Source organism: Dactylosporangium sp. McL0621, assembly GCF_049995355.1.
Classification (GTDB): domain Bacteria; phylum Actinomycetota; class Actinomycetes; order Mycobacteriales; family Micromonosporaceae; genus Dactylosporangium.
Genome location: NZ_CP188259.1, coordinates 481,331 through 496,517, shown reverse-complemented (window position 1 = coordinate 496,517; position 15,187 = coordinate 481,331). Strand labels below are relative to the sequence as shown.

The 15,187-nt window shown below is 70.1% G+C and carries 9 protein-coding genes; 5 read left to right on the top strand and 4 right to left on the bottom strand.

The window, feature by feature from the left end; translation table 11 throughout:
* Positions 1-2: 2 nt before the first annotated feature.
* The 4 genes from ACPPVO_RS02260 (at position 3) to ACPPVO_RS02245 (ending at position 5,259) form a co-directional block, all read left to right on the top strand.
* On the top strand, positions 3-2,222 hold the full coding sequence (locus ACPPVO_RS02260) for a hypothetical protein (protein ID WP_426509644.1): 2,220 nt from the start codon (positions 3-5) through the stop codon (positions 2,220-2,222).
* Positions 2,219-3,610, top strand: a complete 1,392-nt coding sequence (locus tag ACPPVO_RS02255) for a hypothetical protein (RefSeq protein WP_426509642.1) — start codon at positions 2,219-2,221, stop codon at positions 3,608-3,610. Before ACPPVO_RS02260 ends, ACPPVO_RS02255 begins: the two co-directional genes overlap by 4 nt.
* A complete protein-coding gene (locus ACPPVO_RS02250; RefSeq protein ID WP_426509641.1) occupies positions 3,607-4,953 on the top strand; it encodes a DUF4407 domain-containing protein in 1,347 nt (448 codons plus the stop codon). The genes ACPPVO_RS02255 and ACPPVO_RS02250 overlap by 4 nt, the downstream gene beginning before the upstream one ends.
* 87 nt (positions 4,954-5,040) lie before the next feature.
* Positions 5,041-5,259: a hypothetical protein gene (locus ACPPVO_RS02245; RefSeq protein ID WP_426509640.1), complete on the top strand. Its 219-nt coding sequence runs from the start codon at positions 5,041-5,043 to the stop codon at positions 5,257-5,259.
* Positions 5,260-5,276: 17 nt separating this feature from the next.
* On the opposite strand, the gene ACPPVO_RS02240 is transcribed toward ACPPVO_RS02245, so the two are convergent.
* Genes ACPPVO_RS02240 through ACPPVO_RS02225 form a run of 4 tightly spaced genes read right to left on the bottom strand, consistent with a single transcriptional unit; the run spans position 5,277 to position 13,172 of the window.
* Entirely contained in the window at positions 5,277-10,151 is a 4,875-nt protein-coding gene (locus ACPPVO_RS02240; RefSeq protein ID WP_426509639.1) for a DNA repair ATPase, read from the bottom strand.
* On the bottom strand, positions 10,148-10,555 hold the full coding sequence (locus tag ACPPVO_RS02235; protein ID WP_426509637.1) for a hypothetical protein: 408 nt from the start codon (positions 10,553-10,555) through the stop codon (positions 10,148-10,150). The genes ACPPVO_RS02240 and ACPPVO_RS02235 overlap by 4 nt, the downstream gene beginning before the upstream one ends.
* Entirely contained in the window at positions 10,552-12,627 is a 2,076-nt protein-coding gene (locus tag ACPPVO_RS02230; protein WP_426509635.1) for a flotillin family protein, read from the bottom strand. Before ACPPVO_RS02230 ends, ACPPVO_RS02235 begins: the two co-directional genes overlap by 4 nt.
* The gene (locus ACPPVO_RS02225) at positions 12,624-13,172 is read right to left on the bottom strand and encodes a hypothetical protein (protein WP_426509633.1); all 549 of its coding nucleotides are present in this window, start codon (positions 13,170-13,172) and stop codon (positions 12,624-12,626) included. Before ACPPVO_RS02225 ends, ACPPVO_RS02230 begins: the two co-directional genes overlap by 4 nt.
* Before the next feature lie 227 nt (positions 13,173-13,399).
* Here ACPPVO_RS02225 and ACPPVO_RS02220 point away from each other — a divergent pair, with 227 nt between their 5' ends.
* On the top strand, positions 13,400-15,124 hold the full coding sequence (locus tag ACPPVO_RS02220; RefSeq protein WP_426509632.1) for an RICIN domain-containing protein: 1,725 nt from the start codon (positions 13,400-13,402) through the stop codon (positions 15,122-15,124).
* The last annotated feature ends 63 nt before the right edge of the window (positions 15,125-15,187 follow it).

The window sequence follows — 15,187 nt, the reverse complement described above, 5'->3', positions numbered from 1 at the left end:
GCGTGACCACGGAGACAGCGTCGGAAGAGGCCGCAGACGAGGCCGCGGAAGAAGCCGCACCGGCCGAACCCGAGCCGGCCGAACCAACCGAGCCGGCCGAACCGCCGGCGGACGAGCCCAAGGAGACGCCCGACCTCGACCTGGGCCGGGTGGTCGAGGACCGAGCCCGGGCCACGCACGCCGAGAGCGAGAAGATCCGCGAGCAGGTCAGCAACGTCAACATGCACTTCTACTCCGAGGTCAACGCCACCGGCGCCCAGTTCGGCGTGCTCGACGACGGCGAGCGCCGCGCCGGCGGGCAGCGGAAGGTGACCGGCAAGCTCAGCGCCGCGGAGATCGACGCCATCACCTCGACCTACGCGGAGCCGGAGTGCTTCCCCGACACGGTGGCGAAGCTGCAGCAGGACCGCGTTGTCGTCATCGAGGGGCGCCCGGGCCTCGGCCGGCGCGCGGGGGCGATAAGCCTGCTGCGCCGGGTCACCCGCGGCGAGATCGTCGTGCTGTCGCCGCTCAACACGCCCCAGCAGCTGGCCGAGCGCGTGTACGAGGCGGCCAAGGGCTACCTGGTGCTCGACCAGGTCCGCGAGCGCGGCCGGGCGGACGTCGAGTTCAGCTGGTCGAGCCTTCGCCAGCACGTCGATGCGGCCAAGGCGTTCCTGGTCATCACCAACGACTACGTGGGCGTCGCGGCCGGCTCGATCGCCCGCGTGCCGTGGAGCTGCCCGCCCGTGGCGGAGGTACTGCGCGCGCATCTGGCCGGCCACCCGGACCTCGAACAGATCGTCGCCGCCGTGCTCGCCTCGCTGCCCGAGGACGCCTCGCCGGCCAAGGTGGCGGCCCTCGCCGCGAGAATCCGCGACGAGGGGCTGACGGTCGACGAGGCGCTGCGCAAGCAGGACGAGAGCGCGCAGCGGCAGGTGCGCGAGTGGTTCGCCGGCGGCCCCAGCCAGCGCGAGCTGCACGCCGTGACGGCCGCGTGCTTCCTGGCCGGCACCGACGTGCGCACCTACGAGACGCTGCTGGAGCTGCTGCACGAGATCATGGCGCAGCGGGTCGAGGGCCGCACGGCACGGGCCGAGCTCCGCCGCCGCGACGCCTCGATCTTCGGCGAGCGCGAGGCGCGGCTGCACGACACGAGCCTTATCGTCATGTCCGACGTGCCGTGGCGCGGCGGCACCATCCAGCGGATCGAGTTCAAGGAGCCCGCCTACCGCCGGTACGTGCTGGCCGTGCTGTGGCGCTCGCAGACGATCCACTTCTGGAACGCCGTGCGCGAATGGCTCGACGCCGCGGTGGCGACCGACGCCGGCGACGTGACCGCGATCAGCAGCGGCCTGGCTTGGCTGGCTTGCTGCAGCGTCGACGAGGTGCAGCGCTCCTACCTGGACCGCTGGTCGACGGGCGCGATCGGGCTGCCGGGCCAGATCATGACCGCGTACGTCCTGTGGCTGCTGTGCCACCGCGACGGGCTCGAGCCCGTCGCCCTCGAGACGGCGGTCCGCTGGGCCCAGGACAAGGTCGCGGCCCGGCGCTGGACCGCGGCCGTCGCCCTCGGCGGCGAGCTCGGCATGTACTTCCCGTCCGACGCGGTGAACCGGCTCTGGCAGCTCGGCTCCCAGACCCGCGACGACGTGCTGTTCACGGTCAGCTGTATCGCGATGGCCAACCTGTTCACCACGCTGCGCGACGACGAGCACGGCGACCCGAGCATCGTGCTGGGCCTGCTGGAGAAGAAGATGGCCAGCTTCGGCACCGGCGACGGGCGCCGCCCGGGCAAGGGGCCGATGCCGTGGACGCAGCTCGTGCACCTGCGCGACCTCACGATGCTGATGACGCTCTCGGTCGTGCGCACCCGCAGCTTCCGCACCGCGCGGCCGGCCATCGCCGAGTACCTCTACACCGACCAGGACCGGATGGAGCAGATCGCCCGGATCTGGGCCGGCGTCCTCGTCTACCGCCCGCTGCGCTGGGAGGCGTTCGCCGCACTCCGGGCCGCCCTGCACGCGCTGCCGGACATCAGCAAAGAGCCGTCGGAGACCGCCCGCGCGTTCGGCCGGGCCCTGGCCGCGGCGCTGCCGACCAGCGAGCGGGAGGCCTTCCAGGACACGTTCATCCGCGTCGACGAACGCATTCGCAAGGGACGACGGGAGCCGCTGGCCGAGGTCCTCGTCGCCTGTCTCGAAGCCATCGCCGTGAAGATCCGGCCGGAAGGAAGACGATGACTACCGATCCTTACCCCATCATCGAGTCGCGCGTACTGACCAAGGCGGAGAAGACCCGCTGGTTCAGCCGGCGCAGCCGCCGGCCCGACGAGATCCCGCGGCCGTCGGCCCACGAGTCGCTCGTCTACCGCGTCGGCAACGACTTCGTGCTCGACGAGGACCGCATGTCGCCGGTCGACGAGCGGGTCGTCAACGCGACGAACGTCAGCGTGGTCGACATGCGCCGCGACGCGCTGGTCACCGTGTCGTTCACGATCCCCTCGGCCGACGCGTCGTTCTTCGACGTCTACGTGACCTTCACCTGTACCGTGAACGACCCCACGATGGTCGTGCAGGGCGGCGTGAACGCGGTGTCGTCGCTGACCGGGCACCTCAAGGCGCACCATCGCATCTTCGAGCTCGGGCTGGAGTACAAGCTCACCGACGTCAACGACGTCCGCCGGGTGGTCAGCGCGCAGATCCGGGCCTACCTGACCCACGTGCCGGCGCGGGTGCCGGGCCTGCAGGTCCGCTTCGCGAACGTCGAGGTCTCCAGCCCCAAGGCGGTGGTCGAGTTCGAGAGCAAGCTGCGCGACTCCGACTTCGCCCACCAGCTCGACATCTACGAGATGGAGCACCTGCAGCTCAAGGAGTCCCACACCGCCCGGCACGGCGCACAGATCCAGCGCGGCAGGCACTCGCTCGACCTCGAGCTCGACGGGGACTCGCACGCCCACGGCCAGCGCAAGACCCGCCTCGACATCGAGCTGGACGAGGATCAGCACGCCTCGACACTGCGCAAGACCCGCGCCGACACGGCCCAGGAGATCTTCCTGGTCCGCCAGCGCAACGAGGCCGCCCGCGCCGAGTTCGAGGCGAACGCGGAAATGATCAACGGCGACCCGAAGCGGGCGCTGCTGGCCGCCTACGCCGCCGGGCAGCTCGACGCCCAGGGCCTCTCCACCGGGCTGAAGGCCCTTGACGACAGCGCCCGCGACTCGATGCTGCAGCAGGCGCTGGCCAAGCGCGAGGAGACCCTCGCCCTGCAGGAGGGCAACCTGAAGGCCGAGGGGGCGCGGCACTCGTGGTCGGCCGCGGAGCGGCAGCAGAGCCGGGAGTTCGAGCAGCGCCGCCACGACCAGGAGCGCGAGGAGCGGATCGAGGACCGGCGGGAGGCCCGCGAGGATGCCCGGCTGCTGCAGGAGCGGCAGTTCGACATGGCCAAGCACCTGGCCGCGCAGGGGCACTTCAACACGTCGGACCTCGGCGCCGACCGGCTCTTCGCCAAGGTGATGGACATGCCGGAGCCGGCGCTGGCCGGCCGGGACACACGCGGCGGCCGCGCGGTCGGCGCCGGCACCGAGGCCGAGCTCGACGGAGACCCCGGCGGAGTGGACGAGACCGGATGACTGAGACCGTACTGATTCGCCCGCAGACCGACGACGACACCGTCGAGATCAAGCGGGAGCCGTACCGCCCGTCGCGCCCCGCCCGCATGGGCCCGGGACGGGTGCTGCGCCACATCGCCGGCATCGACGAGACGATCCTGGACTGGGCGCCGGAGGAGCGGCACCGGTACACCCGGCTCGGCGCGATCGTGCTCAACACCGGGCTCATGGCCGCGCTGTCGATGTACGTCCTGCTCGGCTCGCATCAGATCTCGCCGCTGATCCTCGTGCCCGCCGCGCTGACGTGGGGGTACATCGTCCTGAGCTTCGACCGCTGGCTCGTGTCCAACACGCACGGCACCGGCGGGATGGGCACCGGCACGTTCATCGCCCGCACCGCGATCTCCGTGCTCATGGGCCTGGTCGTCGCCGAGCCGCTGCTGCTGTGGATGTTCGGCACCGACATCCACACGCAGATCAACCAGACCCGCGCCGAGAGCATCGAGACGTACGAGAGCACGCTCAAACGCTGCAACCCCCTCGACGGCGAGGCGCCGAAGGACGCGGCCGGCTGCTCGAAGGAGTTCACCCTCAACGTGCCCGGGGCGCCGCGGCCGCTGCTGGACGCGAAGGCCGCCGCCGAGCGCGAGCGGGACAAGGCCAAGACGGACATCGCCGCGATCGACACCGAGATCAACCGGCGCGAGGACCTGGCGCGGCAGGAGTGCAACGGCACGAAGGGCAACGGGCTCAGCGGCCGGGTCGGCGAGGGGCCGAACTGCCGGCAGCTGCGCGGCGAGACCCAGCAGTACAAGGCGAGCAGCGGCCGGGCCGATCGCCAGGACGAGCTCGACGCGGCCAACACCAAGATCTCCGGCATCGACGTCCAGCTGGCCGCGGCGAGCCAGACGTACTCCCAGAACGTCACCGCCGCCATCAAGCAGCGCGTCGAGCAGAAGAAGGCCGACATGGACCGGCCCGGCCTGCTCGATCAGGAGAAGGCGCTGACCGAGCTGGGCGGTCAGAACTTCTTCGTGCTCTTCCAGAGCAACCTCGTGCGGCTGCTGCTCATGGTGCTCGACTGCCTGCCCGTCCTGGTGAAGAAGATGACCCGGCCGACGACCTACGACGGTTTGTTGTCCAGGCAGCTCACCGTCGACAACCGGCTGCACGAAAAGACGCTGAAGAACCGCTCCGAGCGGGAGGTCGGCGACCTGGAGGTGCAGATCCAGCAGAACGAGCACAACGTGCGGGTGCGCAAGGAGCGGATCGAGGAGCAGGGCCGCGACGCCGAGGCGGACCGCCAGACCAACATCGACGCCCAGATCGAGGAGCTGGCCCGCCGCCTGCGCGGCGACGCCTGACCGCGGAGCGCCGCCCTCCCGTCGTGAGGGCGGCGCTCCGGTCGTCAGAACAACTTCTTCGCCGAGCCGCAGGTGGACCATCGGGTCATGCGTCAGACCTCAGCGCGGCCGTTCCTCGCCGTCGGCGCGGGCGCCGCCGCGGTGCTGGTGTTCTGGGGTGCCGCGGCGGCCGAGCTATTCGCCCTGTGGGCCCGGTCCTGGTCGACCGGGCCGCCGTCATCGACCCGCGCCGAGTTCAGCTGCGCCCAGCCCGGAGACTTCCGCGAGCTGGCGACGACGCGGCCTCACGAACCCGCCGCCTCCTGAAAGCGGCGGCCGCTGCGTCACGAACCGGCTGCGCGGTTGATTGCGGCCTCCACCGCGCCGACGCGGTCCGCCAGCAGCCCGACCGCGCCGACCGCGCGACTCATCGGGTCGTCCCCGTCCCCGCCGAGCGCCCGCGCCCGCAGGTACGCCGCCTTCACCTCGGCCCAGCGCGCAGCCTGCGCGGGCGTGAGACGGCCGCGCAGCTCGGCCAGCTTGAGCAGGTTCGCCTCGGCGCCCGCGGTCAGCGTCTGCGCCTCGCCGATGTAGTGGTCGTCGATCGCGGCCTCCAGCTCGGCCTCGTTCATGACCGGCACGACGCGCTCCGCGAGCTTGTTCATGTTGCGGTACGAGCCCTGCAGCAGGAACGGCGGCTCGGTACGCGACGCGTCGGCCTGGGCCGCGGACGCGATGTACGCGCGGTTGTTCGCCAGCACCACCTCCTGCACGCGCAGTAGCTTGCGCAGCACGGACAGCATCTGGTCGACCTCGACCGCGGAGTACGGGTGGGCGAGCTGGTCCGGCCGCACGGTGTCGTCGCCGCGGGCCAGGCGCACCAGGAGCTCGACGTCGCCGCGGTCGCGAGTGGACAGTGGGGCGAGCACGGTGTTGGACGTCAGCGCGTTCTCGATGTAACTCAGCGCGAACAGCTCCTCACGGCCGGACAGGACGTCGCCGAGGTTCCACACGTCGGCCCGGTTCGCGAGCATGTCCGGGATGCGGAAACGCGCACCCGACTCGGTGTACGGATTGCCCGCCATGCACACCGCGAACCGCTTGCCGCGCAGGTCGTACGTGCGCGTTCGGCCATTCCAGACGCCCTCCATGCGGCGCTGGGCGTCGCAAAGAGAGATGAACTTCTGCAGCAGCTCCGGCGACATGTGCTGGATGTCGTCGAGGTACAGCAGGACGTTGTTGCCCATCTCCAGCGCGAAGTTGATTTTCTCGACCTCCTGGCGGGCGGTCGCGTTGGGCGCCTCCGCCGGGTCGACCGAGGTCACCAGGTGGCCCAGCGACGGGCCGTTCACCTTGACGAACACCAGCCCCAGGCGGCTGGCGACGTACTCCATCAGCGTCGTCTTGCCGTAGCCGGGCGGCGAGATGAGCAGGAGCAGGCCCATCTGGTCGACCCGTTTCGCGTCGCCGGCCGCGCCCAGCTGACGCGCGAGGTTGTCGCCGATGAGCGGCAAATAGACCTCATCGAGCAGCCGGTTGCGCACGAATGCGCTCATCACCTTCGGTTTGTACTCCTCCAGCCGCAGCCGCTGCCGTTCCTGCGCGGCGAGCTCGTTGCGGCGCCGCTGGTACTCGCGGAACGCCGGAACGCGCTCGAGCCGGAACCGGCGGGTGCGCGCGAGCACCTCGTCGAGGCGCACCTCCGTCCGGCGCCCGACGATCCGCGGATGGGCGCCGAGCAGGCCCTCGACGGTCGCGGTCAGGGCGGCGGAGGAGTCGTACCGCGGCAGGTCGGTCCCGCCCAGCACGATCGCCACCGCCTCGTCCAGATCGACCGAACCCTTGTCGAAGGACGAAAGCCACGCGTGCACGAGCTGGCGGCGGGCGTCGAGATCCGCGCCGAGGGCGCGCAGGTCCTCGTGGAGCTCCCGGATGAAACCCGCCCGCGCGAATCGGTCGACAAGCGTCCGCGCCGCGGCGCTCGTGACGAACCCGGCGGGTGCGGTGCTCAGCTCCTCGAAAAGGTAGTCCCCCGAGGATCCGATCGCCTCTTGCAGTTCCGCGCACAATTGCGCAATCGCCTCTGACGGACCGAACACGGACCGGGCCCGCGCGAGTGACTGCGCGCGCCGCGTCCAGGCCGCCTTGGCCGCGTCGTCCGCACGGAACGCCCAGAACAGCTGCGCCGCTGCGCGTTCGGACGCCGGATAGCGCAGGAGTCCGGCGCCGGCGTGCAACCGCAGCAGCGTTTCGAGGAGCAGGGCGGCGTCGTGGTCGTGGACGCCGCGCTCGTACCCCTCGTCGTAACGGCTGTCGGCCGCGCGCCGGACGATGTCGCGCAGGCCGCCGTCGGTGACCGCGGCCTGGTGCAGCGCGTCGAGTGTCCAAACGGGACCGTCCGAGATGGACACTCCGGCCGCCGCGGCGTCGAGCACCAGGCAGGCGAGGTGCTCGGCGCGGTACACCTCGGGCGTCTCGGAAACGAGCAGCTGTCCCCAGAACGGGCGCGCCGCGACGATGACCGGGTCGTCGACCGGTGCGCGGAAGTCGGTCGCGGTGACGGTGAACGCCAGCTCGTCGCCGTGCGGGACGAGCGTGAGGTCGATCGCCTGGGTGTTGACGGCGAACTGGCGGCGGCCGAGGCGGATGACGTCGGTCGAGCCGCCGAACAGGTCGAGCCGGTCGCGCAGCATCCGGCCGGCCTCGAGCCGGGCCGTCTTGACCCGGCCCTCCAGCTCCTCGGCGCGGACCTGGTCGCCCAGCTCGCGCAGCTCGCCGGCGACGCCGCGCAGCTTCGCGACCATCGGGTCGGCGGCGAAGTACGTGTTGACGTCGTCGGGCGAGGTCATCGCGGCGACCCGGCGCTCGATGCTGCCGAGGATGCGCTCCGCGGACTCGACCAGCCGGTCGGCCCTGCGCGAACGCTCATCGAGGAGTGCTTGTTTGCGCGAGGAGAAGGCCTCGTACACATCCGTGCGCTTGTCGCCCAGCTGCGAGAGGAAGTCGTCGAACTCGCCGAAGCGCGACTCGAGGTTCTCCAGCTGGAGCATGAGCCGGCCCAGCTGCCCGTCGCACCGTCCGGGCGTGTCGGCGACCGCGAGCGCGCCGACGATCGCCTGGCCCAGCAGAGCGAACTCGGCCGCGAACTCGGCCCGGCCCTCGACCGCGAGCAGCTCGCGGCGGCGGGCGTCGAGGGTCGCGCGGGCGCGGTTGACGGAGCCGAGGACCTCGCCGATCCGGGTGAGAATGCCGACACGCACGGTGGCGTCGGCGATCTCGAGGGAGCCGACCACGTCCGTGACGATCTGCAAACCCTCGGCCTGGGTGGCCAGCCGCTCGGCGACCGGGGCGGCGTCGGCCACGGTACCGATCGCGTCGGCGTCGGCCACGAGGCGCTCGACGTCGGCGTGGTAGCCGGCGAAGGCGTCATCGCGCTGCAGGAATGTGACCGCCCGCTTGGCCGCCGCGACAAGTTCGTCCTTCAGGCGCTGTTCGTATTGAGCGATCCGGTCGGTATCGGCGTAGCGCAGCTCGCGCAGCGGTGCCAGCGCGCCCTGGGCCTGGCGGAGCTCGGCGAGGCGGCGCACCCAGGCGTCGGTGTCGACCGGCGACTCGCCCTGCGAGCGGCGGATGAGCGAATCGACACGCACGGCCGCCTCGCCGAGCGCGGCGGCCGCCTGCTCGGTGAGCGCCTGCACCCGCTCGAACTCGGCGAGCACCTGCTCGGCGGTGTTGCGCAGCTCGGCGAGCGGGCTGCGCAGGTCGCCGAGCTCCGGCTCGCCGAGCCAGTGGTAGTGGTCGAACGTGCGCAGGCACGCGGCGATGATGGCCTCGAAGACCGCCGCGGACGGGCCCATCTCGCCGACCATGCGGGCCACCGACAGGCAGTCCGAGATGCCGCGGACCAGGTCGGCGTTGCCCACCCGGTCCAGCGGCCCGGCCCCGGTCGGCTGGGCCGCGGCGTACGTGTCGGACAGGTACGGCGTCTGCCACACCTGCATGGTGTGCACGCGCGTCGGCTCCTCGGACAGCGCCCGGAAGACCACGAGCGTCCCGTCGTCGAACAGCGAGTAGCCGTGGCACACGATCGGGTTAGCGACCGCTTTGCGGATGACGTTGTACGGCAGCAGCAGCGACCGGCCGTCGACGCGCGCATGGAAGACGTACAGCACGTCCTCGCCGTTGGTGGACCGGATGACGCGCTCGAACTCGAGGTCGGCGACGTCGGTGTCGAACGTCCGCGCGACGCCGGTGGCCAGGTAGTAGCCGCCCGGGAAGATCAGGCCCTGGTCCTCCGGCAGCCGCTGGCAGCCCTGGCCGATCCCGTCGAGCCGCACGACCGACCGGGTGCGCGTGTTGAACACCAAAAAGCGAAAGGCTGTTTCCTTGTACGGCCGGATGCGCAACAAAACGAGCGGTCCGATGCGCGCGTAACTGACATCGGCGTCGGCGAGGCTCTGCAGCGGTTCGTCGACCGGCTCGCGGTACACCCCCTCGCCCGTCTCGGTGTTGTTCTCGACCTTGACGGTGAGGTCGCCGCCGACGGTCTCGACGAAGACGACGTCCTCGATGGAGATGTGCGGGTGCCGCCCGAGCACGTGGTGCTCCCGGCCGACGGGGGTCCACTCGAAGTCGTGCGACGGCGGGAAAACATGGTCGCGCTCGCCGCGTCCGTCCACATAGGACACGCTGCCGTCGGTGCCGACCGCCCACCGCAGGACCTTGATGTCGTCGGTGCGGGGCCCGGTCTGGAAGACGGCGAGGAGCTTGCCGTCGAGCCGGCGCAACTGCAAAAGACGAGTGTCGCGATAGTACTTGTACAGCTCGCCGAAGTCGCGCAGCAACTGTGGGTCACGCAGCAGCTCCTGGGACTCCGGCTCGTCGAACCGGAACGCGTCACCGGCGCGGCTGAACCGGTGCAACGAGAACACGTCGGCGACGGTCGTTTCCGGCTTCAGCCCGATGAAAACGTTGTATCCGAACAGCATCCGATCACCGATGGACACGATGTCGCGCGGAACGCAGTTGTTTTCCGTCCGAATGCGCTCGGTACCGAGCAGCCGCAGCTCGGTGCCGCCGAACACCTCGGTCCGCTGCGCGTTGAGGGTCTCGGCCCGGCGGGTCAGCTCGGCCGCCTGCGCGGCGAGCCGGTCGCGCAGCACCTCGTAGGTGCCGGCGTCCAGGCTCGCCGCGGCGGGCGCCGCGGTGTCGACGGTCATCGCTGGGCCTCGCTCATCGTCACGCGAACAGCCACCACTGCACGTTCGCTCACCGCAGCGCCCGCCGCCAAACGACCAGCCGACGCCGCGCGTTCGCCCACCGCCAAACGACCAGCCGACGCCGCGCGTTCGCCCACCGCCAAACGACCAGCCGACGCCGCGCGTTCGCTCAACGCCGTATGAACGCCCGCCAATGCACGTTCGCTCATCGCAGCGCCCACCGCCACGTGAGCAGCCGTCACTGCGCGTTCGCTCACCGCGACACGAACGCCCACTGCGCGTTCGCTCATCGCAGCACCCACCGCCACATGAGCAGCCACCACCGCGCGTTCGCTCACCGCCGCACGACCAACCACCACTGCGCGTTCGCTCACCGCGGCCCCCGCCGCCACGCCGACGGTCACTGCTGGGCCGCCGCCAGCGCCGCGACCGGCTTGTCGGCGATGCCGAGCTGCCGCGCCGTGTCCAGCAGGTCACGCAGCTTGTCCCGGTCGGGCCCGCCCCGCTGAATCTGCTGGACGAGGAACGCGGACAGCGTCAGGTTCGACACATCGGCGGTGCTCAGCGAGCCGAGCATCCGCCCGAGGTCCCCGACCAGGTCGCCGCCGCCGTTGAGGTACGAGGCGCCGACCGTCTGCACGACGTCGGAGTGCTGCACGAAGCCGTCGATGCTCTTGCCCAGGCTGATCGACCCGAGCAGCTTGTCGAAGAAGACGCTGTCGCCGCCGACGATGTCGATGTTCGCCTTCTCCAGGCCGGCGGCCAGGACGAGCGCCTGCTGCTCGGCGACCTGCCGGTGCACGTCGATGCCGGCGAGGCGGACCTCCTTCTCCGTCTCGAGGCGCAGGCGGTACTCCTCGTGGCTGCGGGTCGCCTCGTCCATCGCGGCGAGCGCGGCGGCCTTGTCGTTGAGGCCCTCGGCCTCGCCCTTGAGCTTGTCGCGCAGCGCGGAGGCCTGGGCGGCGCCCCGCTCCCGCTCGACGACGGCCTCGGCGAGGCCGGCCTTCTCGATCGCCTCGGCGGTCGCGACGGCCTTCTCCCGCTCGACGGCCGCCTCGGCCCGGCCGATCTTCTCGATCGCCTCGGCGTTGCGCTCGCGCACCTGCACGTCGGCGAGGCCGGCCGCGGCCGCCTCCGCCTGCGTGCCCTCGGCCAGCCGGATCTTGGCGCGCGCCTCCAGCTCGGCGGTCTGCTGCCGGGCCTCGGCGAGCACCAGCTCCTCGCGGGCCCGGAACTTCGCGGCCGCCTCGGCCGCCTCGGCCGCCTTGATGTCCTTGACCAGGCTCTCCTGCGCCTCGGCCTCGGCCTGGATGACGACGGCCTGGCGGGTGCGCTCGGCCTCCTCGACCACCCGGAGCCGCTTGATCTGCTCCTCCTGCTCGGCGACCGTGCGCTCGACCGCGATCCGCTCCCGTACGACCTCGGCGATGGCCCGCTTCTCGGCCTCCACCTCCTTGTCCTTGGCGATCGTGGTCAGCTCGGTCTCCCGCTCCCGGGAGATGACCTCGAGCATGCGGTCCTTCTCGATCCGCTCCGACTCGATCGCGAGGACCCGCTCGCGGTTCTTCTCCGCCACGGCAATCTCCCGCTGCTTGTTCTCGTGCTGCACGCCGAGCTGCTCGTCGGTGCGGATCTCGGCGGTCTGCGACTTGAGCCGCTCCTCGGCCCGCACGCGAAGGGTCTCGGCCTCCTCGCGCGCCCGCATCGTGGCGACCTCGCGCTCCTGCTTGATCTCCGCCTCGGCCTGCCGGCGCTCCAGCTCGAGCACCGCCTCCCGCGCATCGACGTCCTGCCGTTTGATTTCCTTCTCTTCATTTCGCCGGTACTCGTTCGTGCGCACGTGCTCGATCGCGGTCAACTCGGTGATTTTCCGAATGCCCTGCGCGTCGAGAATGTTCGCGCTGTCGAGGCTGGCCAGCGGCGTCTGCTCGAGAAAGTCGATGGCGGCGTCTTCGAGGCTGTACCCGTTGAGGTCGGTACCGATCACCCGGACGATCTGGTCCCGGAACTCATCGCGCTTCGTGTAGAGGTCGACGAAGTCCAGCTGCTTGCCGACGGTCTTGAGCGCCTCGGAGAACTTGGCGTTGAACAGTTCCTGCAACGTCTCCTGGTCGCTGGCGCGAACGGTTCCGATCGCCTGGGCGACCTTGATGACGTCCTCGGTGGTCTTGTTGACCCGCACGAAGAACGTGATCCGGATGTCGGCCCGGATGTTGTCGCGGCAGATCAGCCCTTCCCGCCCGGTCCGCTCGATCTCGATCGTCTTGACCGAGATGTCCATGACCTCGGCCTTGTGGAGTACTGGAAGGACCACGGCCCCGGTGAAGGTGACATCGACCTTGCGCACCTTGGAGATGATGAGCGCCTTGCCCTGTTCAATCTTGCGGAACAGCCGGCTGACGGCGAGCAGCACACCGACCACGACGAGCACGGCCACGCCGAGCGCAATGAGAAAGCCGGTGGTGATGACGGTCATGAAGTCTCCCTCTGTCCGGGGTGGGGAATGACCCAGAAGAACTCGCCGTTCTGGTCGTACTCATAAATCACCGCGGGGCTGCCCGCGGTAAAGCTGTCGGCGCCGGTCTGGCGCACCTGGACGATCGCGCTGGACCCGTCGGCGGCGGTGACCTCGGCCTGGCCGAACGTTTCGGTGACGGTGCCGGTGCGGATGACGCAGGTACGCCCGACAAATGCAGTTCGGGAGTCGCCGTTCGCGGCCGGAAAAAGCCGTCGCAGCGGAAGGACGGCCAGCAGGCCCACGAGGAGGGCGGCCAGCAGCACGACCGCGCCCAGCAGCGGACCGCCGAGGACGGTCATGGCGGCCAGGCTGACGAACCAGCCCACCGTCACGACGACCGATACCGCCACGGTGACCGGCATTCCGCCGAGTCCGATGTCGATGACTTCGAACGCCTCGACGTCGGCTCCACCGAAAAGAACGGCGACCCAGTACAAAACGACTAAAGCGAGGAGAAAGGTGAACAGGAAGGTCGGGAACTCGAATACCGCGTCGAGAAACATCGGCCCGCCTCATCCCCCTTCACCCGTTCGACGGAATGGTGACAGGCGCCGTCAAGACCCACGACTCGCCACAGTCGGCGCTCATAACGGTTTTCCGGAGTTTCCGATTTTCCTTCCGATGTGACAGTAACCGGCCTTGACATGCCGATTCATCCCCTCCTAGCGTCAAGGCAATCGATTTCCTAGTTTCCTTCCCGGGACGGACATCGAACGGAAGGACAGCAAGCATGCCGCAGACCGTCCGAACCCCCCGCCCCCTGGCACTCACGGTGGCCGCCGCCATCGCCGTGGTGTCCGCCGGCTTCGTGCTCAGCCCGGCGTCGGCCGCCACCGCCGCCAACACCCTCGTCGTCGACGCGAGCCAGACCCTGCGCCCCGTGACCCACGTCGCGACCGGAAGCCTCTACGGGCTCGCGAACGCGACCCAGCCCACGGTGTCGCTGGCCCAGGCGATCAAGCCGAACACGTTCGTCCAGATGCCCGCGGGCGGCCGCCAGCAGCCCACCGGTGACATCTCTGTCGTGGCCCCGACGGCCGTCAGCGTCGGCGCCAAGCTCGTCAACCGCCTCTCGGACTACTACGCCGGCTGGCCGTACCAGTTCAGCTGGAGCACCTGGACACCCTTCATCAACTCGCAGATCAACACGATGAAGGCTTCGTCGTACTACAACAGCATCTCCGCGTACGAGCTGTGGAACGAGTCCGACAACACCTGGAACTCGGCGAACGGCACCTACGAGAGCTTCTGGACCACGACATTCCGCCAGGTCCGCTCGCTCGACCCGAACAAGCCGATCCAGGGCCCCAGCTTCTCGGACAACATCGGCGACATGCGGAACTTCCTGCAGAACGCCGTGGCCACGAACACCGTGCCGGACGTCATCGCCTGGCACGAGCTCACCCGGTCCTCCAAGATCGCCGGGGACGTGGCCACCGTCCAGGGCATCGAGGACCAGCTCGGCATCAGCCGGCGCCCGATCGCCATCGAGGAGTACGCCGCACCGGGCGAGGTCGGTCTGCCCGGCCCGCTGGTCGGCTACGTCGCGAAGTTCGAGCGCCTCGGCGTGCGCGACGCGGAGCTCGCCTTCTGGAACCAGTCCGGCACCCTCGGCGACCTGCTGACCGCCCGCGGCGGCAGCCCGAACGCCGCCTACTGGCTCTACACCTGGTACGCCGCGATGAACGGCAACATGGTCGTCACCACCCCGCCGGCCCAGACCGGCATCGACGGCTTCGCCGCCGTACCCTCGAGCCGCAACCAGGTCAGCATCGTCGCCGGCGGCTGCAACGGCTCGTGCGCCGTGACGGTCAACGGACTCAACGCCCTCAGCCTCGGCAGCACGGTCAGCGTGAAGGTCGAGCAGACGGTGTCGCTGGGCCGCACGGTAGCGTCCTCAGGCCCGAGCACCGTGTCAACGACGACCTACACGCCGTCCAACGGCTCGATCTCGGTCCCGATCAACATGGCGACCAACAACGCCTACCGCATCACGATTACTGCCGGATCCGGCGGTACCCCGACCGACCTGGCCGGCACGTACCGGATCACGAACGGCAACAGCAACCTGCGCCTGGACACCCTGAACGCCGGGACCGCCTGGGGCACCTCCGTCGTCCAGTCCACCGCCGGCGGCAGCACGTCACAGATCTGGACGCTCGTGTCCGTCGGCAACGGGCAGTACAAAATCGTCAACCAACTGAGCAGCCTGGTCCTGGGCATCCAGAACGCCTCCACCAGCCAAGGCGCGACCGCCCTCGTCTGGGGCGACACGGGCACCACGGACCACCTCTGGTCGGTGGACTCCGACGGCGCCGGCCACTACAAGATCCGCAGCGTGAACAGCGGCCTGGTCCTCGGTGTAACAAACATGAGCACCAGCTCCGGCGCCCAGGTCCTGCAGTGGGGCGACAACGGCACGGCCGACCACCTCTGGACCCTGGCCAGAGTCTGACGCCGGCCAACTGATTCGGCCTCGTGGCGTCGCCCAAGCGGGCGGCGCCACCGAGGGCGCCGG